The 20936-nt window shown below is 50.9% G+C and carries 19 protein-coding genes; 10 read left to right on the top strand and 9 right to left on the bottom strand.

The window, feature by feature from the left end:
• Positions 1–133 precede the first annotated feature (133 nt).
• Both BM231_RS17550 and BM231_RS17545 read left to right on the top strand, forming a co-directional pair.
• Positions 134–583: a flavin reductase gene (locus BM231_RS17550; protein ID WP_244271768.1), complete on the top strand. Its 450-nt coding sequence runs from the start codon at positions 134–136 to the stop codon at positions 581–583.
• A 190-nt stretch (positions 584–773) separates the two neighbouring features.
• Entirely contained in the window at positions 774–1796 is a 1023-nt protein-coding gene (locus BM231_RS17545; protein ID WP_093521336.1) for a P1 family peptidase, read from the top strand.
• A gap of 286 nt (positions 1797–2082) precedes the next feature.
• Here BM231_RS17545 and BM231_RS17540 read toward each other — a convergent pair whose 3' ends face one another.
• The 4 genes from BM231_RS17540 to BM231_RS17525 form a co-directional block, all read right to left on the bottom strand.
• Complete coding sequence (locus BM231_RS17540; protein WP_093521335.1) at positions 2083–5220, bottom strand: efflux RND transporter permease subunit; 3138 nt, start codon at positions 5218–5220, stop codon at positions 2083–2085.
• Positions 5221–5244: 24 nt separating this feature from the next.
• Complete coding sequence (locus BM231_RS17535) at positions 5245–6336, bottom strand: efflux RND transporter periplasmic adaptor subunit (protein ID WP_063300872.1); 1092 nt, start codon at positions 6334–6336, stop codon at positions 5245–5247.
• A 6-nt stretch (positions 6337–6342) separates the two neighbouring features.
• Positions 6343–6912: a TetR/AcrR family transcriptional regulator gene (locus tag BM231_RS17530; protein WP_093521333.1), complete on the bottom strand. Its 570-nt coding sequence runs from the start codon at positions 6910–6912 to the stop codon at positions 6343–6345.
• A 252-nt stretch (positions 6913–7164) separates the two neighbouring features.
• Complete coding sequence (locus BM231_RS17525) at positions 7165–10650, bottom strand: indolepyruvate ferredoxin oxidoreductase family protein (protein WP_093521331.1); 3486 nt, start codon at positions 10648–10650, stop codon at positions 7165–7167.
• Positions 10651–10805: 155 nt separating this feature from the next.
• Here BM231_RS17525 and BM231_RS17520 point away from each other — a divergent pair, with 155 nt between their 5' ends.
• The 3 genes from BM231_RS17520 to rpe all read left to right on the top strand — a co-directional run bounded on the left by BM231_RS17520 (position 10806) and on the right by rpe (position 13179).
• A complete protein-coding gene (locus tag BM231_RS17520; protein ID WP_008547660.1) occupies positions 10806–11291 on the top strand; it encodes an Lrp/AsnC family transcriptional regulator in 486 nt (161 codons plus the stop codon).
• A 130-nt stretch (positions 11292–11421) separates the two neighbouring features.
• Positions 11422–12411, top strand: a complete 990-nt coding sequence (locus tag BM231_RS17515; protein ID WP_093521329.1) for a symporter — start codon at positions 11422–11424, stop codon at positions 12409–12411.
• 99 nt (positions 12412–12510) lie between these two features.
• The gene (gene rpe / locus BM231_RS17510; RefSeq protein ID WP_063312158.1) at positions 12511–13179 is read left to right on the top strand and encodes a ribulose-phosphate 3-epimerase; all 669 of its coding nucleotides are present in this window, start codon (positions 12511–12513) and stop codon (positions 13177–13179) included.
• Positions 13180–13245: 66 nt separating this feature from the next.
• Here rpe and BM231_RS17505 read toward each other — a convergent pair whose 3' ends face one another.
• Both BM231_RS17505 and BM231_RS17500 read right to left on the bottom strand, forming a co-directional pair.
• Positions 13246–14013 carry an HpcH/HpaI aldolase family protein gene (locus BM231_RS17505; protein ID WP_093521327.1) on the bottom strand — a complete coding sequence of 256 codons (768 nt, stop codon included), beginning with the start codon at positions 14011–14013 and terminating at the stop codon, positions 13246–13248.
• 166 nt (positions 14014–14179) lie between these two features.
• The gene (locus BM231_RS17500) at positions 14180–14503 is read right to left on the bottom strand and encodes a DUF1476 domain-containing protein (RefSeq protein WP_057462572.1); all 324 of its coding nucleotides are present in this window, start codon (positions 14501–14503) and stop codon (positions 14180–14182) included.
• Positions 14504–14859: 356 nt separating this feature from the next.
• Between BM231_RS17500 and purC the strand changes: the two genes are divergently transcribed.
• From purC to purQ, 4 genes are all read left to right on the top strand, one after another.
• On the top strand, positions 14860–15624 hold the full coding sequence (gene purC, locus BM231_RS17495; protein ID WP_008548091.1) for a phosphoribosylaminoimidazolesuccinocarboxamide synthase: 765 nt from the start codon (positions 14860–14862) through the stop codon (positions 15622–15624).
• A gap of 209 nt (positions 15625–15833) precedes the next feature.
• Positions 15834–16073: a phosphoribosylformylglycinamidine synthase subunit PurS gene (gene purS, locus BM231_RS17490; RefSeq protein ID WP_057462573.1), complete on the top strand. Its 240-nt coding sequence runs from the start codon at positions 15834–15836 to the stop codon at positions 16071–16073.
• A 35-nt stretch (positions 16074–16108) separates the two neighbouring features.
• Positions 16109–16216 (top strand): phosphoribosylformylglycinamidine synthase-associated small membrane protein, encoded by a 108-nt coding sequence (locus BM231_RS27365; protein WP_189436790.1) that lies wholly within the window; start codon positions 16109–16111, stop codon positions 16214–16216.
• A gap of 45 nt (positions 16217–16261) precedes the next feature.
• Positions 16262–16933 (top strand): phosphoribosylformylglycinamidine synthase subunit PurQ, encoded by a 672-nt coding sequence (purQ, locus tag BM231_RS17485; protein ID WP_093521325.1) that lies wholly within the window; start codon positions 16262–16264, stop codon positions 16931–16933.
• 68 nt (positions 16934–17001) lie between these two features.
• On the opposite strand, the gene chrA is transcribed toward purQ, so the two are convergent.
• Both chrA and BM231_RS17475 read right to left on the bottom strand, forming a co-directional pair.
• Positions 17002–18228: a chromate efflux transporter gene (gene chrA, locus BM231_RS17480; protein ID WP_093521323.1), complete on the bottom strand. Its 1227-nt coding sequence runs from the start codon at positions 18226–18228 to the stop codon at positions 17002–17004.
• An 89-nt stretch (positions 18229–18317) separates the two neighbouring features.
• Positions 18318–19130 carry an AraC family transcriptional regulator gene (locus tag BM231_RS17475; protein WP_093521321.1) on the bottom strand — a complete coding sequence of 271 codons (813 nt, stop codon included), beginning with the start codon at positions 19128–19130 and terminating at the stop codon, positions 18318–18320.
• Positions 19131–19277: 147 nt separating this feature from the next.
• Between BM231_RS17475 and BM231_RS17470 the strand changes: the two genes are divergently transcribed.
• Positions 19278–19814, top strand: a complete 537-nt coding sequence (locus BM231_RS17470; RefSeq protein WP_093521317.1) for a peroxiredoxin-like family protein — start codon at positions 19278–19280, stop codon at positions 19812–19814.
• 64 nt (positions 19815–19878) lie between these two features.
• Here BM231_RS17470 and BM231_RS17465 read toward each other — a convergent pair whose 3' ends face one another.
• A complete protein-coding gene (locus BM231_RS17465) occupies positions 19879–20931 on the bottom strand; it encodes an FUSC family protein (RefSeq protein ID WP_093521315.1) in 1053 nt (350 codons plus the stop codon).
• Positions 20932–20936: the final 5 nt, after the last annotated feature.

The following is a 20936-nucleotide window of genomic DNA, read 5'->3' as shown; positions in this document are numbered from 1 at the left end:
AATATTGTACAGTGTGAAACACAGATCATACCTGTGGGAATATCTTGGAACGAACTGGATGACGACAGCTTTAACCATGGCGCCAACTGAAAATACGAATAAAAGTCTCGCCTCGCATGAATTTAGAGAGGCAATGAGTCGTTTAGGCGCTTCCGTTCATTTGCTGGCCAGTGCCGGCCCCGCAGGCCGCATTGGCGCAACGGTTTCATCTGTGTGTTCCGTCTCTGACGACCCAGCCACCTTGCTTGTCTGCCTCAACCGCAGCGCAAAGGTGAACCAGATCGTCAAAGACAACGGCGTTTTCTGTATCAACACACTCATTCATGACCATACAGACTTGTCGAACGTCTTCGCTGGTCAGGGCGACCTGCCAATGGAAGAACGCTTCGCAAAAGGAAGCTGGGGCACTCTGGCAACAGGAAGCCCTGTTCTGGAAAGTGCACGCGTCAGTTTCGATTGCCATATCAAAGAAGTAACTGAAGTCGGCACACACTCGGTTCTGTTTGGTGAAGTGGTTGCTGCACGTCTGGGTGAATTTGCACCTGCTCTGATCTACCTCGATCGAAATTACCATTCAGTCTAAGGGTGTTTCCTATTCCAGTTTTCGGGATAGATTCGACTAAAAACAGGTACCTCGGACATATCTTTGCCCGAAAGGGCCTACAGATTTTCAAACCAAGATATGCATAAAGACAATTAGTTAGAGTGTCCCTGCGATTTTTTCATCGCTAAGGCGCTTCCTGTACGTTTTGATAATAAATTAGGGAAACACCATGTCCCCAACACCGCGCAACCTGATCACCGATGTTCCGGGATTGAAGGTCGGCAATGCTCATTGCGAAAAGACCAAGTCAGGCGTCACCGTTCTTATTCCCGACGAGCAGGCCGTCGCTTCAGTCGCCATCATGGGCGGCGCTCCCGGTACACGCGATGTTGCCTTGCTGGAGCCGGAGCAAACCGTCAATGCCATTGACGCGCTTGTCTTGTCAGGCGGTTCTGCATTCGGCCTGGATGCAGGCAGCGGTGCGCAGGTTCGGCTGGCAGAGCTTGGCAAAGGTTTCAGTGTTGGCAGTGCTGTCATTCCAATTACCCCCACAGCTATTCTATTCGACCTTCTAAATGGAGGGGATAAATCGTGGGGCAGAAATCCAATCTATCGCGAAATGGGTATTGAGGCCGTCGACAATGCAGCCGACGAATTCGAACTCGGCACCGCAGGCGCAGGCTTCGGAGCAACCACCGCTGATCTGAAAGGCGGACTGGGCTCAGCCTCCCTCGCCCTCCCCCGCGGCGGCACCGTCGGCGCATTGATCGCCGTCAACGCACTGGGCCGCACCACCATTGGTGACACCCCCTACTTCTGGGCAGCTCCAAGCGAACAGCACGAAGAATTTGGCGGACTGGGCTGGCCAACCGAAATGCCAGGCATGGACCGCACGGTGCAAACCAAGTTCACGCTCGGCACAATCGACTTATCCCCGAACACAAACACCACCATCGGTGTTGTCGCAACTGACCTGATCTTGACCAAGTCAGAAGCCAAACGCATTGCCACAGCCGCCCACGACGGCTACGCCCGCGCCCTCTGGCCAGCACACACACCAATGGACGGCGATCTGCTCTTCGTGATTTCTACCGGCAAACGAAAAATGCAGGAACCGATGGTCGAGCTGTTGGAATTGGGCGCATACGCAGCTCAAACTGTCTCCCGTGCCATCGCACGTGGCGTCTACTCAGCCTCAAAGTACCCGGATGACACAGTACCAACTTGGAAGTGTCAACACGGATCACGGTAGATTTGAATTCCGTATTCCGCTATTTCCGTTAAGGTAAAGATCCACATAGCAACGCAAACCAACGCACAAAAACGCTAAATTGCGCAAAACAACGCAAATTCGCGCAAAGTGTCTGGCTAGGCTGTTTTGGGAAGTGCCGTGAAGGCAAAAAAGGATGCGCCGCCTCTGGTGTTGGGGGCAGAGACGGCGCGGGGGAGCAAAGGACGGAGTGTTGCGGTAAATATACGCCGCCCCTTGCTTATCTCGAGGGCCTTCCCGGTTTTAGGTAACCGGGAAGGCCTTTATCTTATGCCGGTTCCGGCTCAGCCTTCTGATCAACGGAAGGTTTTTCTTCCAGCTCTTTCAAAGACTTCTTTGCCTTACCTTTACCAGCACCCTCACCTGGGTGGATGCGGTAGAAGATGATGAACAGCAACGGAACAGCCAGCAATGTCAGCAGTGTAGCAAACGTCAGACCACCCATAATGGTCACAGACATACTCGCGAACATCGGATCAACAATCAGCGGAGCCATACCAAGGATCGTTGTGATCGCCGCCATAGACACCGGACGCAGACGAGAAACACTCGCGCTGACAACAGCATCAAACCGGTCTCCGCCATGCTCCAGCTGCAGGTCGATCTCTTCCAGAAGCACGATCGCATTCTTGATCAACATACCTGACAGCGACAACACACCAAGGATTGCCATAAAGTCGAGCGGCATACCTGTCCCAAGCAGACCAATCACAACACCGTTGATAGACATCGGTACGATCAGCCAGATGATGAGTGGTTCCCGCACCTTAGAGAACAACAGGATGGAGATAACAATCATCACGAGGAAGGTAACAGGCACCTTACTACCCAGCGACGCATTCGCATCCTGAGAGTTCTCGTACTCACCACCCCACTCCATGGAATACCCATCAGGAAGCGGAACACTCTCAATCGCACCCCGAATTCGAGCATGAGCAACCGACGCCAACTCATCCGGAGCACTGGCCCCAAGCACACTCAACGTCTTCACACGATCCCGACGACGGATCAAAGTATCTTCAGCTTCAGTAGAGATACCGGAAGTTACCTGATCAATCGGCACATACTTGCGCTGCTGAGAGCTCCAAACCAGTGTGTTTATAAGGGCTTCGGATGCAGTCTCACCCTCAGCACGCTGACGTTTCACGATGATCGGAATATCTTCATCCAGATCACGATAGCTGCCTGCACGAATACCATCAGAGGTAAACTGAACCGCAGTAGAAAGGTCCTGTCGCGTGATGCCAGCAATACGAGCCCGCTGCTCATCAAACTTCGGATGCATCACCAACTCGCGTTCACGCCAATCGGTACGAACATCACTCAAGCGATACTGAGGATCCTTGAAAATCTGGATCATCTCTTCTGAGATAGCACGCAGAACATCAGCGTCTGGACCAGTGATACGAGCCTGAACATCAGCACCAGATGGAGGACCGAACACCAGACGCTCGGTATACACCTGTCCCTGAGGCAACTCGGCAACACCAAACGCACGGATCTTCAATGCGAGATCATTAATGACATCAGTGTTCTCAGTCCGGACAATCACCTGACCATAGTTGGAGCTACCGTCCTGAGCTGAGTAAGTCAGCATAAAGCGGGTTGCACCCTGACCAATGAAGGAGTTGGTTGAAACGACACCTGGCAAAGACAGGATCTCGTTTTCCAGTTTCTCCATATCACGCGCGGTCGCATGAATGTCGGTACCATGTGGCAACCAGTAGTTCACATAGAACAGCGGAGTTGAAGAGTTCGGGAAGAAGGAGTTTGCAACAAACTGGAAGGACCAGAAGCAAACCACAGTCACACCGATCAGAGCTGCCAGAGACACCCAGCGCAGCCTCAGCGTCAGCACCAGGATCTTGCGGAACATGGTGTACATGAAGCCGCGGTAAGGATCATGCTCATCACCGGAGATAGCAGACATCTTAAAGAAGTACTTACCAAACAACGGTGTAACGAGGATCGCAAACAACCAGGACATCAGCAGGGAGATGCCAACCACAGCGAACAGCGAGAACATGAACTCACCAGTACTGTCACTGGAAAGACCAATACCTGAGAACGCCATGATGCCGATAACAGTTGCACCCAGAAGTGGCCATTTGGTCTGCTCAACAACGGTCGACGCAGCTTTGATAGGCCGCATACCGCGTTGCATGTTGATCATCATACCTTCGGCAACAACAATCGCGTTGTCCACCAACATACCCATGGCGATAACAAGCGCACCAAGCGAAATACGCTCTAGCTCAATACCACCCAGCTTCATCAGCAAGATTGTAGAAAGAACGGTCAACAACAGAACCGAGCCAACCACCACAGCAGCACGCCAGCCCATGAAGATGCCGAGCACCACAATCACGATGGACACAGACATCACAAGGTTCCAAACAAAAGAACCAACGGCCTGATCAACCACTTTGTGCTGTTCGTAGATAGGGATGACTTCCATGCCAACAGGCAGGTTCGCGCGCAAGTCGTTCAGATGAGCTTCAACGTCTTGTCCAACGGCCACAACGTTTGTGTCTTCAACAGCAGCAACACCAAGAGTAACCGCACGCTGGCCGTTATGACGGACCAGAACCTTCGGATTTTCAGGCTCTTGTACAGAAAGCGTCGCCACATCGGACAAACGAACCATCGCAGTGGAACCCGGATTACCGATCACGAGATCCTGAATACTACGGTAGCTGTCAAAGGCAGAAACTGTAGAGATACGAATGCGCAGATCACCGGAAACGGTTGTACCGTTCGCCTGAATAGCGTTTTCCGCATTCAGTACATTCTGTACGTCCGCAATGGTAATTCCCAGCTGTGCCAACCGGTCCTGATCCATCGCAATGATGATCTCGTCCTCAGGCTCTCCGAGAATAGAAACCTTAGCAACGTTATCGACAGTCAGCAGCTCACGGCGCAGCTCTTTGACAGTCTTACGAATATCCCGGTTGGAGTATCCATCAGCCGTCAAAGCATAGTACATGCCGAACACATCACCGAAGCTGTCATAGACAACGGGAGTGCGAACACCATTTGGCAGGTCTGCCACTTCATCGTTTACTTTACGACGCAGCTCATCCCACACCTGAGGCAACTCAGTGCCGTCATAGGTGTCTTTCATTTCCACCTGAATACGGGAGAGGCCCGGTTCAGAGGTACTGCGAACTTCTTTCAGCTGAGGCATCTGCTGAATGGCACTTTCCAGCCGTTCAGTAACTTCTTCCTCAACTTCCGCAGCGCTCGCACCTGGATAAGAGGTGATCACCTGCGCTTCTTTAATGGTAAATGCCGGATCTTCCAGTCGTCCAATGCCGCCCAGAGCCCAAATGCCCCCAAGCAGAGCAATCAGAACAACCATCCAGACATTGACCGGCTTCTCGATCGAGTAGCGTGCAATATCCATATCAAAAACTCCTAGACGCTACTCTTACAGCTTAGGCACGATCAGCTGATTTTCGCTCAGATGGCTCACACCAGCCGTCACGATCATCTCGCCGTCTTTCAAGCCTGAAAGCACTGGAATGAAGCTGCCAAGCACAGTTCCAAGCAGAACTTTACGACGACCAACACGCTTTTCGCTTTCATCAACAACCCACACATACGGGCTTTTGTCAGGAGAAGAGCCAACTGCAGATGTCGGTACGAAGAAGGCGGTGCTCTGAGCTTTATCAAGACCGTTGAGCTTAACTTTTACGCTCGCAGTCATGCCTGGAATGATGTTGTAACCATCATCATTGTTCATAGCCAAAGTCACACGATAAGTCTGAGCAACCTTATCTGCTTCCGTGCTGTGCTCACGATATTCCAATGGGAACACCTTACCCGGGTGGGACGGGAACTCAGCAGTCATTTTAAGAACAGAGGATTCAGTCGCCTGAGCAAACAGTGTTTCAGGAACGTTGATATCGATGCGAACTTCACTCACATCCTGCAAACGAGCAATGCTGGTACCAGCATTGATGATCGCATAATTATCAAGCGAACGAGAGGTCACGATTGCATCGTAAGGCGCAACGATCTTTGTATAACCAAGGTTCTGCTTGGCTTTATCAAGGGTCACTTCGGCAAGATCAAATGCAGTCTTTGCATTATCGTACTGACCTTCAGAGATAACCTGCTTATCTTTCAGCGTTTCAAAGCGCTTCAGGTCTTTCTTCTTTTGTTCAAAGTTGACCTGAGCTTCACGAACAGTGTTTTCGTAGTCAGTTGGGTCAAGCGCAGCAATCAGATCGCCTTTTGCAATACGCTGCCCTTCAATGATTGGCAGTTCAACAAGCTGACCAGACACACGAAACGCCAGATCGACGGTCTGAACCGCATCGACACGACCCGTGAAATTACGTGTAAAGAGATCATCAATCTCAGAAACGACCATGACACGAGCAGGACGAGGAGCAACCGTTTTTGGCGCTTCGACAACTTCCTGCTCCTGACAACTTGCAAGCAGCAGAGCAAGTGCCCCAACAAAAACAGGAGCGCTTAGGCGTCCTATTCTACTTTTTCCGCTTATTTTCTGCATTTTACCTTAGTTTCCAGCTTCAGCGTTCAATTCGGCGTACCGGTAATTCTGGGAGGTGATTTCCAACACGCGATCAATAAGTCCATCAATTTCACCAGTGCTACAGTGTTCAATGCCCAGCGCCTGGCGATAATAAAGTCCGTCAATTATGAGCAAACACATGTGGCCCATAACCGGGTCACTAACCTCACCACTGATTGCGCGTCCGAATTCAGTACTCATATCCTGAAATTCAGCAACCAACTCGGGCTCTTGAGCTGCAAGAGCAAACAAGGCTTTCGGAGCGGTTTTCTCTCTGTATTCCTTGTAGATCTGGAAGCTTGCCCGCAAAATGGGACAGGCAACTCCCTGCTCTGTCAACTTGTCGCTCAGCGTGTACGTCCGTTCGCGAACCTCAGAGACAACTCTGCGGATCACACCCAGCAACAGCTCATGCTTGCTCCGGAAATTGTAAAGCACCCCGCCTTTGGACATGCCGGCCTCAGCCGCCACGGCATCAATGGTCAGCTTACGAGTTCCTTCAATGCAAACCAGACGCTCGACTGCATCTAGAATATGTTCTGCTGTTGTTTCCACGCTGGTATCCCTCTCCTCTAACCGGAGCCTGTACCGTCTGGTCGGTTTCTGTACCGTCCAGTCGGTTTTTGTACCGTCTGGTCGGTTTTAGAGGAAGACCAAAAAAAAGACAAGTTCGAATTTTGAGAAAATTGAGATAGCTGCCCGTGGGAAAACGCATATCAAGAATTAGTTCACGTAACTGTGACTTGAAACACAAAATGCCGACCCTTTTCAGAGCCGGCATTGTTTGTTTTCCGCCAATAACGAAGGTTATTCGGCTGCTTCTTTAAAGGTGACTGTTGTCGGGTCTTCTTCAAGTCTCCCAAGAAGCTCTTCGCGCCTGAGTTGCGCAAGCTTCAGGTTCTCGTCCTTGATCGGACCATAGCCCCGAATAGAATCGGGCAAATTGAGAAACTCACGTAACAATCCGTAATTGGCCGTACCAAGTTTTCCACCAACCAAAAAGAGATCTTCCTGGTACTGCTTGAGCAACGCTCGCTCGTCTTTGCGCTCCCGCGCATACCCAAATGGATCAAGCGCAGTACCGCGAAGGCTTCGCAGGGAAACAAGCATCTCGAATGCCTTGAAAATCCAAGGACCAAACGCCCGTTTCTGAGGTCGGCCAGTCTTTGGGTCTGGCTTACCTGGCAGGAACGGAGGAGCCAACATCAACTGCAACTCACCAGGATCCGCAAACTGAGCTTCAAGATTCTTACGGAACTCTGGCTCACTATAAAGACGTGCAACTTCATACTCGTCTTTGTAAGCCATCACCTTGTAAAGCATCTCAACCGCAGTATGCGTCACTTCAAGAGAGCCCGGACCAAACTCTTCATCCCGCGCTCTGATCTCAGAAATCTTGTCGAGATACTTATTGGCGTAGGCTTTGTTCTGGTAAGCGGTAAGCTCTTTCGCGAAGAAGGCAGTCTTCTCATCCAATGACATCACCTTCACAGCTTCCTGACGTGGAAGAGCTGCAAAAATAGCATCTGTATTGGAGTAAAGAACACGGCCTGCATGGAAGGCATTGATGTTCTTCTCAACAGCTGCACCATTCAATGAGATTGCATTCTCAATAGCTTGTGCTGTGATTGGCAGAGTACCAGCCTGATAAGCCAACCCGATGAGCATCATGTTGGTGTAGATCGCATCACCCAGCAGCTTCTCAGCAATGTTTGCCAGATCATGCGCTCTCAGATCTAACGTCCCCTGCTCCAGCGTCCGCTTCATCTTATGCTCATCAAAGGAAAGCTGCTGCTTCATCACAAACTCAGAGGTCGGCGTGACGTTTGTGTTCACAAAGCCATGCGTCCTGCTCTTATGATAAAGGGAAAGCTGCTCAGCCTTACTTGCAACCAGCATATCACTTGCAATCAGCACATCCAGCTGTGCAGGCGGCACACGCGGCCCTTCAATTGTGTCACTCGCAGCAGCAAAGCGCACATGGGACGTTACAGGTCCCCCCTTCTGAGCAAGACCAGTCATATCGAGCGTAGACGCTTTGATCCCGTCAATATGTGCCGCCATTGCGATAATCGCGGAAATGGTCGTAACACCCATACCACCGATACCGGCGACCAGCAGGTTGTGCGTGTTCTCCAGTGATGGCAGTTGAACGTCTGGCAGCTGCTTCACAAACTCATCAAGCGCGAAATCAGCAGGCTTTGCCTGACGCAGCTTCGAACCCTTCACATAAACAAAGGATGGGCAGAACCCCTTTACACAAGAGAAGTCCTTGTTACAGGAAGACTGATTGATACGGCGCTTTTCACCAAACACCGTCTCAACTGGCTCAACAGAAAGACAGTTGGACTGCACAGAACAATCACCACACCCTTCACAGACACGGTCATTGATGAACAAACGCAAATCCGGATCAGGGTACAACCCTCTCTTCCGGCGGCGGCGTTTCTCGGCAGCACAGGTCTGATCAAACACGATTGCAGAAACACCTTTGAACTCTTTGAGTTCGTTCTGCACCTTCATCAGATCATCACGGTGATGCACAGGCTCGGTAACGGCAAGATCCTGACGGCCAGAGTAGTCCTCTGGGTTCTCGCTAAGCAGAACAACCTTCTCAACTCCCTCAGCATGCAACTGATTGAGAAGCTGCGGCACGGTAAGAGACCCATCGATCTCCTGACCACCCGTCATCGCGACAGCGTCGTTGTAAAGGATCTTGAAGGTGATTGGCACACGCGCAGCAACGGCCTGACGGATCGACAAAATACCGGAGTGGAAATAAGTTCCATCCCCCATGTTGGCAAACACATGCTCATCACGCGCAAAGTTCGCTTGTCCCACCCAGAGAGAGCCTTCACCGCCCATGGCAATCTGGCCATCAGTGGTCCGACCATTAATCTCGGTCATCGCATGACAGCCGATACCCGGCATCGAGCGTGACCCTTCTGGCACCACAGTCGATGTGTTGTGAGGGCAACCAGAGCAAAAGTAAGGGGAACGCGCTGCAAGTTCGCCATTTCCCTGAGCCCACATCTGCTGACGCATCATGGAATCAGCAACAGAACGCATCTCGTCATTGACGTATTCCTGAGGCAGGAAATTCATGATCACGCGGATCATCTCATCAATGGATAGCTCCAAAACATCCGAGAGCAAAGGCTCCCCTTGTGCATCTTTCTTACCAAGGATCTTCGGCTGTTGGTCACTCGGCCAGTTGTAAGCAATCTCTTTGATTTGTGGCTCGATAAACGCACGCTTGTGCTCCACCACCAAAATCTTTTCAACGCCACGCGCAAAACTTGAGAACGCTGTTGGCTCCAGCGGATAAGGCATACCAACCTTATAAACTGCCAGCCCGATCTCTTTGGCCCGCTGATCTGTAATTCCCATAAGGCGAAGCGCCTGACACAAATCACGGAATGCTTTACCCGTTGCAACCATGCCAATACGCGGCTTCTGCGCACCATAGGCAACATGGTCGAGACGATTCGCCTTTGCATACGCCAAAACCGCAGGCATGCGGATGTCACGCAATAGTCGTTCTGTCTCCAGCCTGTTGCCAAGCAACAGCACTCGGTTCAGCTCAGCATTCTTGCGAGGATCAAACGCAGCAGGGCGTGAGAATGCCATACGCCTTGGATCAACAGAAACAACACCAGATGCGTCCATCGTATCTGCAAGGCAAATCAATGCACTCCACAGACCGGTGTAACGGGACATCTCAAACCCGTGTAAGCCAAAATCCAGAACTTCTTGAATGTCAGCCGGATTGAGAACCGGAATTTCTGCGTGCTGGAAAAAAAACTCGCTTTGAGCAGGCAAAATGGAAGATTTTGCCAGATGGTCATCGCCCGCAAGTGCCACAACTCCGCCATTTGGGTCGGTTCCAGAAGCACTTGCCTGATGCAGCACATCACCTGCTCTATCTACACCTGGTGCCTTCCCGTACCAGATGCCGTAGACGCCATCAAAGGCTGAACCCTTGCCGTGCTGCCTGACTTTTTGAGATCCCCACACCGCTGTGGCGCCCAGTTCTTCATTCACTCCCGGTTGAAACTGAATATCCAGCGGATCGAGATATTGACGTGATCTTTGAAGCTCCGTGTCGTAACCAGCAATTGGAGAACCGCGGTATCCTGAAATAAAACCGCCTGTTTTCAATCCCTTAGCACGATCTAATCGACCGCGATCCAACGCCAGTCGTACCAGTGCCTGAATACCATTTAGGTAAACATTGCCTGTTTCAGCTGTGTATTTGTCATGTAAGCTGATCGGTGGCACACTTACGTTCATTCAATGAGCTCCTCTCCCATCATGGCTGTGGACGGTCCCCCCCGCCAAAACCAATTCTTTCGTCCTAGCCCATAGTGATCCTTTTTTTGCGTGCTTTCTGTGCTATCCTACCGACAAATACGTACTCAGTCGAAAAATTATTCCTAAGAGGGCACATGAGCGAAAATTCCTTATTGGACCCATCCGACATCCGAGTTCTGCGGATTCTGCAAAAAGATGCATCCCAATCCATCGCAGATATCGCCAAAGAAGCCGGTATGAGCCAAACTCCTTGTTGGAGGCGAATTAAGAAACTCAAAGAGACTGGCGTTATCAAGCAGACGGCAGCGCTGGTTGATCGCGAAGCAGTCGGTCTTGGCTTTCTTGCATATGCTTTTGTTAAGCTCACTGTACCCAGCCGCGAGAACATGGAAACATTCGACAGGCTAATTGGGGTATGGCCCGAAGTTGTTACATGCGAACGCATCACCGGCGCAGTGGACTATCTCATCAAAGTGGTCGCCACAGATATAAAGTCCTATGACGACTTCCTTCGTTTGAAACTTCTGGACAACGCTCTGGTTTCAGATGTTCAGTCACGCATTGTAGTTTCGACAATTAAGGAAACAGTTGCGTTACCTCTTAAAGAGTTTGTCAGCTAAGGTTTCTTGTCCAACCTAATCGGAGTTAGTTTACGCGCAGTCGCCGAAACTCCGAAATGTTTGCTCAAACTCGACTGATATGGTTTAGTCGCGCGATCTCTTGCACTTAAGTTTTCGCGTGGACTAAACATTGCCTTCCCCCACATTCGTTATAAGCGGCCTCAAGCTGATCAACTCACTCCTGCGGTTTCTGGGGCGAAACGGCACCAATGCAGTCGCCATCTCTATCTTCCTTGGCCTTTTCCTGCCCGGAATTGCTGAAGCCCTGCGTATCCTTCTGACGCCCGCAATCTTTATTCTGCTAACCCTGAGCTTTATTCGGGTAGACAACGCGGCTATCGCGCAACAACTCACACACCCTCTTCCGGCAATTGCCGCAATGCTATGGCAAATGCTTATTCTTCCTCTGTTGGCGACACTCACCTGTCTGATGATCGGACTGGATCAGATCGACCTTGGAGTGCTCACAGCGCTATTTATGGTGTCCGCAGCACCACCCGTTATGTCCACGCCGATCTTTATCTGGATGTTTGGCCTCAATGGAGCCCTTGCCCTCACCATATCAACCCTGTCACTGATCATCGCTCCACTCAGCACCGCTTTGTTTGCGTATCTATTGCTGCCGGATACACTTCAGGTCTCCCCATTATCACTAGCAACCAACCTGACGATGTTCCTGATCGGCTCTGCGGGGCTTGGGCGTCTCCTCTATTATCTTCTTGGTGCCAAGCGGATCACCGAGGCGACAGATCACATCAACGGACTAAACTGCATCGTTCTTTTTATTTTTGCGGTTGCAGCGATGGATGGTGTCACCGGCTTTGCACTCACTGCGCCTTTCAAAGCCGCTGCTCTGTTTGTCGGCGTCTTTGCCATTGCCGCCCTGCAGTTGCTTGTAACCTTCCTGATCTTCTCACCAGCCGGACGGCAAACAGCATTCATCGCAGCTTATGGCACCGGAAGCCGTAATCTCGGTTTAATGGTTGCAGCACTCGGGGGGACAATTCCAGAATTGGCTTGGCTCTTCTTCGCCTTTGCTCAGTTCCCGATTTATCTGCTTCCATGGATCCTTAAACCCGTTGCGATACTCATTGGTAAGGCAGAGACGGCAACAACCTAGGCATAACGGGGGCAAGCTGCGCTGTTCGCACCACTTGCTTCTCATGTGTGTCCATGTTAGCCGCACAACAAATTGGGCACATCTAGGAGAATCCCTGCTATGGCACAGCCGCTCGTTATCGCCCCTTCCGTTCTCGCATCAGACTTTTCTAAGCTGGGGCAAGAAGTTCGTGATGTTGTTGAAGCTGGAGCCGACTGGATCCATCTGGATGTCATGGATGGCCACTTCGTTCCAAACATCACCTTTGGCCCGGACGTTATTGCAAAGCTCCGCCCTCACACCGATAAGGTCTTCGACGCTCACCTTATGATTGAGCCATGTGATCCGTACCTTGAAGCCTTTGCAAAAGCAGGCTCGGACTACATCACAGTTCACGCCGAAGCCACCACCCACCTGCACCGCTCTTTGCAGGCGATCCGCAACCTGGGCAAAAAAGCAGGCGTTTCTCTAAACCCAGGTACACACGAAAGCTGCCTTGAGTACGTTCTGGACAGCGTTGACTTAATCCTCGTCATGACCGTAAACCCTGGCTTTGGCGGACAGAAGTTTATCCATTCTCAGATTGAGAAAGTCGAGCGCATCAAGAGCATGATCGGCGACCGCCCAATCCGTATCCAGATCGATGGTGGCATCACCCCAGAAACAGCTCCATTGGTCACCAAAGCTGGCGCTGACACACTGGTCGCAGGCTCCGCAGTCTTCAAAGGCGGCACTGTGGAGAGCTATCGCGAAAACATCGCAGCAATCCGCGCAGCTACCCAGGTCTGATTTTTTGATCCAGAAATGCAAAAGGCCGCCCCAGAGGCGGCCTTTTTTGTAGGTATAGTGACCTTCTTAATCCAATGAACTTGCAGCTTCTGCAGCCGCATTGATGAACAAGGTCGAATCCGTCCCAAAGGTCATAAACTGATAACCAGCCGCCTTTGAATGCTGAAGATGCCCTTTGGAAACACAATAGATCCCGGCAATCTTCCCAGCTGCACGAGTTTTCTCGGCAATATCTTTCTGCATTGCCAGAGAAGCATCAGAAACAGGTTCCACGCGCTTCCCGCCAGAAACGGTCAATGATAGGTCGGCAGGCCCAACAAAAATGCCATCCAAGCCATCAACTGCAAGAATGTCTTCAAGCGCGTCATAGGCTTCAGGTGTCTCGATCATGGCAATGGCAAGCGTCTTCTCATCAGCCGAAGCAAAATAATCATCCATGGAAACGCCGGTTGCCATCGTCGCCCCTACAGCACCATAGCTGCGCGCACCCAAAGGCGGGTATTTGCAAAATTCCACCAGTTTCTTTGCATCGGCCACTGAGTTGATCATCGGCGCGATAATCACTTCTGCACCCACATCCAATAACCAACTGGCATTCTTGAAATCATCGACACAGATTCGTGCAACAGCATGCCCACCACCATTGATGATCTCTTTAATAGAATCACGCGCTTCAGCTGTGGTCAGCAAACCGTGCTGCAAATCCAGCGTGATTGCTTTGTAGCCACCTCTTAAAAACAGATCAGAAAAAATTGGAGAAGGCAAGCTTGCCCAAGCACTTACAATGGTTTGCCCTGCTCTCAATTTCCCCGCCAGACACTTATTCTCAGTCATCCAATGCCTCATCTGATTAAGCACAGGCACCAACAAACCACGCAGCACCAGCTCTAAAACACAATTATCATTCAAACAAAAAAGCCGTCTCCCTGACAATATCAAGGGAAGACGGCAAATTCTCTAGTTAAGGGCTCTCTTAGTGAGCCTGCTTAAGGAGTGCAGCTTACGCTTCCTCAGCAACTTCCTTTTTCGCAACAGCCATCAGCTCTTCCATAGTGCGGCGAATCTGGTGTTCAGACTGCTCAACACTTGCATCTGCAAAATCTTTGGAAATACGAGCAAAAATGTCTTCGTCGCCCGGTTCTTTAAGATCCGTTTGGACGATCTTGTTGGCGTAATCTTCTGCGATGTCTCCGGCCAAACCAAGCTTCTCAGCAGCCCACTGGCCCAGCAGCTTATCGCGCCGTGCAGTAGCCTTGAAAGCAAGCTCAGAACCCATTGCGAAACTGCCTTCAAACGCATCAGCTCGTTTGTCAAACGTGCTCATCTATTCCCTCCTAGCTCAGACAATGTAAAAAGGTCCCTCCCCTCTTACAAGCCACGCTATAACTTACGTAAATCATTGTACGCAACTTCTATTTGCAGGTCAAAAGCCATTAGTTGTAGTCAGCAGCATTTCAGAGAGCTTTGACGCCATTCAAATTACCCATTTGTGCTTTATCAAAAAGTCGGTTAAGTTCCGCGCCGCATAGCGGGATCGCGATTTACGCAATGACGAAAGATGCGAAAACCAGTGCTGGAGGGTCATTCGCAGCATTTTTGCTCGAATGTTTTGCAAGGCAAGTGGTTTAAGCCTCAACGTCACCCGTACGACTTGTTCTACAAACGCAATGGTAAGTGCCTATGAACCGCCGTCGGCGAATTTACGAAGGCAAGGCCAAGATTCTCTATGAGGGTCCTGAGCCGGGAACGCTGATTCAGCACTTCAAAGATGATGCTACAGCCTTCAACAACGAAAAGCATGAAGTCGTTGATGGAAAGGGTGTCCTGAACAACCGGATCTCTGAGTACATTTTCAACAATCTGAATAACATGGGCATTCCAACCCATTTTATTCGTCGGTTGAACATGCGCGAACAGCTGATCCGTCAGGTGGAAATCATCCCGATCGAGGTCGTTATCCGCAACGTTGCTGCAGGTTCTCTGTGCAAACGCCTGGGATTGGAAGAAGGTACTCAGCTTCCACGCTCCATTATCGAGTTCTACTACAAGAACGACGAACTTGGAGATCCGCTGGTTTCTGAAGAACACATCACCGCTTTTGGTTGGGCCGCTCCTCAGGAGCTTGATGACATCATGGCACTCGCCATTCGCATCAACGACTTCCTGTCCGGTCTGTTCATGAGCGTCGGTATTCGCCTCGTTGACTTCAAGATCGAACTTGGACGTCAGATCGAAGGCGACATGATGCGTATCGTCCTTGCGGACGAGATCTCTCCAGACAGCTGTCGCTTGTGGGACACTTCCACAAACGACAAGATGGATAAGGACCGGTTCCGCCAGAACATGGGCGGCATGGTTGAAGCCTATCAGGAAGTAGCCCGCAGGCTTGGTATCTTGATCGACAACGACCGCCCGGGACATTCTGGACCAGTGCTAGTCAAGTAATCAATGAACGGGCCCTGCGGCCCGTTTTGCATTTTTGGGGCAAGCAACCTACCGCACGGGTATTGAACTATCTCACTACCTGCGCTCATTTTCACTTCCCCAGCATAGATTCCCGCGTTATGAACGCGCGCAAAGAACGGATTTTCGCGGCAGGCGCAATGCAAACCGCTTGAATCTCTCATTTTGGTAAGGAAGGACCAGTTAGAACCATGAAGGCACGTGTGACCGTCACTCTTAAGAACGGTGTTCTCGATCCCCAGGGCAAAGCAATCGAAGGCTCCCTTGGTTCTCTTGGTTTTGAAGGCGTTGAAGGCATTCGCCAGGGCAAAGTGTTTGACCTTGAACTGGCAGATCGCACCGATGCTCAGGCAAAAGCTGACATTGAAGCCATGTGCGAACAACTGCTGGCAAACACCGTCATCGAAAATTACTCGATCGAGCTTCTCTGAAGAAATCCGGTAGCAGAACCTGCGAGGGCATAAACGTGCAAGACGATACAGGCCGGATTATCCGGTTCATGATTATCAAAGCGATCATCTTTATTGGCTTGCCCGCTGCCCTCTCTGTTCTTGCGGTGTTTTTACTTCTGTAAAGTCTCGTCTGTGACAAGCGGCCCTCCATCCAAGAGGAAACATTCATGAAATCCGCAGTGATCCTATTCCCCGGCTCCAACCGGGATCGCGATATGATCAAAGCGCTGGAGCAAATCTCCGGCCAGCCTGTTGCCACGGTATGGCATACTGAAACTGAGTTGCCGGACGCAGACCTTTACGTTCTGCCAGGCGGCTTCTCCTACGGCGATTACCTTCGCTCAGGTGCGATTGCAGCACGCTCCCACATCATGCCAGCTCTCAAAGCTGCAGCAGATCAGGGACGTCACGTTCTAGGCGTATGTAACGGTTTCCAGATGCTAACTGAGGCAGGTCTGTTGCCAGGTGCGTTGATGCGCAATGCGTCCCTCCATTTCGTGTGTAAGGAAGTTATGCTGGAAACCACCAGCACCAACAGCGCTTTCACATCGCGTATGGAAAAAGGCAAAGTCTGGCGCTGTCCGGTGGCACACCATGACGGTAACTACTTTGCTGATGCAGAAACCCTGAAAGAACTCGAAGGCGAAAGCCGCGTCGCATTCCGCTATGCTGACGGGACTAACCCAAATGGTTCTCTCAATGACATTGCAGGCATCACCAGTGCCAAAGGCAACGTTCTCGGCATGATGCCTCACCCTGAAAATCTCATCGAAGATCTTCATGGCGGTCTCGAAGGCCGTGCTTTGTTTGAAAGCGTGATGCAAAGCCTCGCTGCTTAATCAGCAAAGACAACAAGTTCTAAAACCCGGGATGCGCAGCACTCCGGGTTTTTTATTGTCTGAAGGTCTTAAATGAGAGCAAAGCCGATCCCGGTCAGGCCGAGCAGCACCACAACCACCCATGGCGGCGACTTGAAGGAAACCAGCAGAACAAACCCACAAAGCGCAGCTGCGAAATCTTTCGCTTCAAGGATCGCGCTGGTCCAGACAGGCGCATATAAAGCCGCGCCGAGAACACCAACCACAGCCGCATTCGCACCAGCCATAATACCACGCGCAGATGGCGTCTGACGCAGCACCGCCCAGTAAGGCAGACCAGCAATCAGAAGCAACGCGCCTGGCAGGAAGATACCTAGCAAGGCGATGCTCGCCCCAATCCACGCTGCGTAACCAGTCTGCATTTCAGCGCCCAGATACCCGGCAAATGTAAACAAAGGCCCCGGCACAGCCTGCGTGGCGCCATACCCTACAAGGAAGGAACTCTCGCTCACCAAACCTTTGCCAACAACCTCAGCTTCCAACAGCGGCAAAACCACATGTCCTCCGCCAAACACGAGCGAACCGGAATGGTAGAAGCTGGCGAATACGCCCAACAGCGGATTAACAATAATGTCACTTAAAACAGGTAGGCCAAACAGCAAGCCTGCAAACAGGATTACTGAAAACAATCCAATCCGCCGCCTTGGGGCAAAAAGAACCTCATGCACTTCGGCTTTGGGTTCTGAGCGACAAAACAAGAAGCCTCCCAGACCACCAGCCACAATCGCCGCGATCTGCCCGCCGGCACCACCAAAGGCAACAACAAGAACCACGGCCAGAACAGCCAGTCCGGCTCTGAGTTGATCCGCACAAAAATTGCGTGCCATCCCCCAGACAGCCTGAGCAACAACGGCAACTGCCACCAGTTTGAGGCCATGGATCAGCCCCATGCCGACAGGCCCTTCAAAAGCACTTGCCCAATAGGCGAATCCAAAGAGCAGCAAGGCTGAAGGAGCCGTAAAAGCGAAGAAAGCAGCCAACGCGCCCAGAGGTCCGGCCCGCATAAGTCCAAGTCCAAACCCAACCTGACTGCTTGCCGGCCCCGGTAAGAACTGACACAAAGCAACCAGATCACCATAGGCTTCTTCAGAAAGCCATTTCCTGCGCTTTACGATCTCTTCACGAAAATAACCCAGATGAGCAATCGGCCCACCAAATGAGGTTAAGCCCAGCTTGAGGAAGGTAAAAAAGACTTCCGATGCATGACCTTTGGCAGGTTCTTCCGTCAGATTAGTTGGACGTTCTGTAAAACTCATGGACAGCTCAATCGTATTCTCAAAAGAAAGCGGAGCAGCATATAAAGCAGAGATGTGACATTAGGACAAACACGCAGAGTGCATCTGCACTAAGCAGCCACAACTGTTTTCAATGCAACATTGCGAGGAAGCTCATTGTAGCGCCGTTGATAGGCTCGCGACAACGCCGTCGGTGAGGCAAATCCAACCCGCGCAGCAACACTTTTCAAAGGGCGCCCAGCTTCCAGATCCAACTTAGCTAATGCCAGTCGCCAGTTACTCAAATACGACCCCGGCGTCTCACCCATGATCTCCTTGAAGTGCACAGCAAACTGTGTGCGCGACATGCCAGCAACCTCAGCAAGACTTTCCAGACGCCACTGCTTGGAAGGGTCTTCATGAATGGCAACAAGCGCTTGCGCCAGATTGGGATGAGCTAACCCCGCAATCAAACCACTGCAAGCAACACCAGACCGCACAGCATGACGCAAAAGCCGGATCACCACCACTTCACACAGCCGATTGATCACGGCAGCACTTCCGCACCGCGGCGAAAGCACTTCTTCCACCACCAATGCAGCAAGGCTTTCCAGCTCAGGCGCATCCTTGAGATAGATCTCCACATAGTCCGGCAGAGCAGTGCTTAGCTGAGACCCCGGCCCGCCGAACTCAACCCGAGCACCGGCAAGAACAACAGTATCCTCGCAGATACGCTTAACTTCAGTGGGGTTGTTAGGGCTAGCAGGAAGAAACACAAGTTTCCGGAAACCTTGCATACACCGAAGAATAAAAAAGTTGCCCTGAAGCACTTCATCCTCAGTGTTTTTAAGAATATGAGCCTCCACCTTAAAGCGTTCAATAAGCGAAGAAAGGCGATCGTATCGCAGTTCTCTCGGTTTCACCTCAGCTAGCTCAGTGGCCATATCCGAACTCTCAGTCAGTTATTTCGAACAAAAAGCAATTAAACGTTCAATAACATATTAGGTACAAATCGACCACTGCTAATTGCCCTTTCAAAAAACCGAATTGAGCAAAGCTACAAAAAGAAAATTTAGCTCAGGAGAATAAAAATGCTTATCCCTCGCAAGCCAGTCCCAAGCTTATCTGCGAACCTCGTTGGTGGTGGTACATTCGATCTTTCAACCGACACTTCTGACTTTGCCACTCTGGTCGTTTTTTACCGTGGCTTGCACTGTCCTATTTGTGCGACCTACCTGAAAGAACTGGAACGCCTCACACCAGAGTTTGAGGAACGTGGCGTAAAAACCATCGCCCTCTCAACCGATACAGAGGACCGCGCCCAGACATTTTCCAATGCGATTAAAGCAGACAAACTGCGCGTTGGTTATGGCGTTACTCTGACAAAAGCACGTGAATGGGGTCTGTTCATTTCAGCAGGTCGCGGAAAAACGTCTATCGGTATCGAAGAACCAGGTCTCTTTGCTGAACCAGGCCTGTTCTTTGTAAGGCCTGACGGCACACTCTACTTCGGGAATGTGCAGACTATGCCATTTGCACGTCCTGACTTTAAACCAATGCTCGGTGCTCTCGACTTCTGCATCAAGAATGATTATCCCGCTCGCGGTGAATACACCGGGGCTCTTTAATCAATTGTACCACAAACACTTTTCTTGATGCACAGAGAGGCTGCGATTTCGCAGTCTCTCTTTTTTATGGCCTTTTGGTTGCAGTCTTACGAGCCTTCTTGCGGTTTATATGCTCAATGTCAGGGAAGTCCGCTCCCTGCCAGATACGCACAACAACCAGAACAATAATCGCAATAACAGCCCCCAAAATCACTCCAACAAGTCGGTCGACTACTTGATTGAAATTATCGACCGGTCCGGCAGAGGCCAGCGCCGCGATAACAAATGCATAACCACCCTGCGTACCTGCATAGGCCCAATAACTCTTGCCATGATGCACCGACGCAAGAAAAAACAAACCAATTGCTAACAACAGGGCCCACCAGAAAAAAGATTGCAGGCCAAGACCAATGAGCCCAAATCCCATAAGCCCTCCAATGAAACAGCCTAGACATCGGTTCAGGGCAAATTTCTTCACTGACACCACCGGCCCGTAGAGCACAACAAGCGAGGTGATGATAATCTGCACCATGGCTGCTAAATCGTGTCCCACGTAAACAATTGGTGCAATCATCGCGACAGCTGCACCACTCAGGCACAGCGCAAACACCCAGCTCTTGTCCATACTATCAATATTAGGTGTCAAAAAAGGGCCAACGCCCACACCAATTGAGGTCTCTTCGAGGAAGAAATAAGAGACCACGGCCGCCGTCATAACGCCAATTGCGACTGTGATAGTTCGATCAACCATCAAGTAAAACAATCGATCAATCTCGATAAGTGAGATGTAAATAGCAAGCATCGCAGTCACAATACCCATCAACCATGCATAGGCATAGCTGGGGCTCGCCATACGTTTATAAATTGCGAGTGCTGCTAAAGACCCAACCGCAATCATCTGAAAAATCTCGTAGTTCTTGACGGCAACAGCAATCCAGTATCCAGAAAACCCACCAGCTACTGTCCCAATGACACGCTGAACTCCTTTGCGCCACACATTGGTCCAGTCAGCATTAGCAACTGTCATAGCAGACATGGCCGCCCACCATGGATCATCAGCATCAACAATGAGTGCAATGATTGATGCCAGGGTAACCATCAGACTTGTGCGAATACCAAAGGCATAATTGAAGAACATTGCGC

This window comes from Pseudovibrio ascidiaceicola, from assembly GCF_900114245.1.
GTDB classification, from domain to species: domain Bacteria; phylum Pseudomonadota; class Alphaproteobacteria; order Rhizobiales; family Stappiaceae; genus Pseudovibrio; species Pseudovibrio ascidiaceicola.
Note: the sequence above shows the minus strand (reverse complement) of the source record. Positions and strands in the feature narration are given on the sequence as shown.

Bases quoted from the DNA above. Each gene is read 5' to 3' on its own strand.
- BM231_RS17550 (WP_244271768.1), top strand. From the start codon at position 134: ATGAGTCGTTTAGGCGCTTCCGTTCATTTGCTGGCCAGTGCCGGCCCC.
- BM231_RS17545 (WP_093521336.1), top strand. From the start codon at position 774: ATGTCCCCAACACCGCGCAACCTGATCACCGATGTTCCGGGATTGAAG.
- BM231_RS17540 (WP_093521335.1), bottom strand. From the start codon at position 5,220: ATGGATATTGCACGCTACTCGATCGAGAAGCCGGTCAATGTCTGGATG.
- BM231_RS17535 (WP_063300872.1), bottom strand. From the start codon at position 6,336: ATGCAGAAAATAAGCGGAAAAAGTAGAATAGGACGCCTAAGCGCTCCT.
- BM231_RS17525 (WP_093521331.1), bottom strand. From the start codon at position 10,650: ATGAACGTAAGTGTGCCACCGATCAGCTTACATGACAAATACACAGCT.
- BM231_RS17520 (WP_008547660.1), top strand. From the start codon at position 10,806: ATGAGCGAAAATTCCTTATTGGACCCATCCGACATCCGAGTTCTGCGG.
- rpe (WP_063312158.1), top strand. From the start codon at position 12,511: ATGGCACAGCCGCTCGTTATCGCCCCTTCCGTTCTCGCATCAGACTTT.
- BM231_RS17505 (WP_093521327.1), bottom strand. From the start codon at position 14,013: ATGACTGAGAATAAGTGTCTGGCGGGGAAATTGAGAGCAGGGCAAACC.
- BM231_RS17500 (WP_057462572.1), bottom strand. From the start codon at position 14,503: ATGAGCACGTTTGACAAACGAGCTGATGCGTTTGAAGGCAGTTTCGCA.
- purC (WP_008548091.1), top strand. From the start codon at position 14,860: ATGAACCGCCGTCGGCGAATTTACGAAGGCAAGGCCAAGATTCTCTAT.
- purS (WP_057462573.1), top strand. From the start codon at position 15,834: ATGAAGGCACGTGTGACCGTCACTCTTAAGAACGGTGTTCTCGATCCC.
- purQ (WP_093521325.1), top strand. From the start codon at position 16,262: ATGAAATCCGCAGTGATCCTATTCCCCGGCTCCAACCGGGATCGCGAT.
- chrA (WP_093521323.1), bottom strand. From the start codon at position 18,228: ATGAGTTTTACAGAACGTCCAACTAATCTGACGGAAGAACCTGCCAAA.
- BM231_RS17475 (WP_093521321.1), bottom strand. From the start codon at position 19,130: ATGGCCACTGAGCTAGCTGAGGTGAAACCGAGAGAACTGCGATACGAT.
- BM231_RS17470 (WP_093521317.1), top strand. From the start codon at position 19,278: ATGCTTATCCCTCGCAAGCCAGTCCCAAGCTTATCTGCGAACCTCGTT.
- BM231_RS17465 (WP_093521315.1), bottom strand. From the start codon at position 20,931: ATGTTCTTCAATTATGCCTTTGGTATTCGCACAAGTCTGATGGTTACC.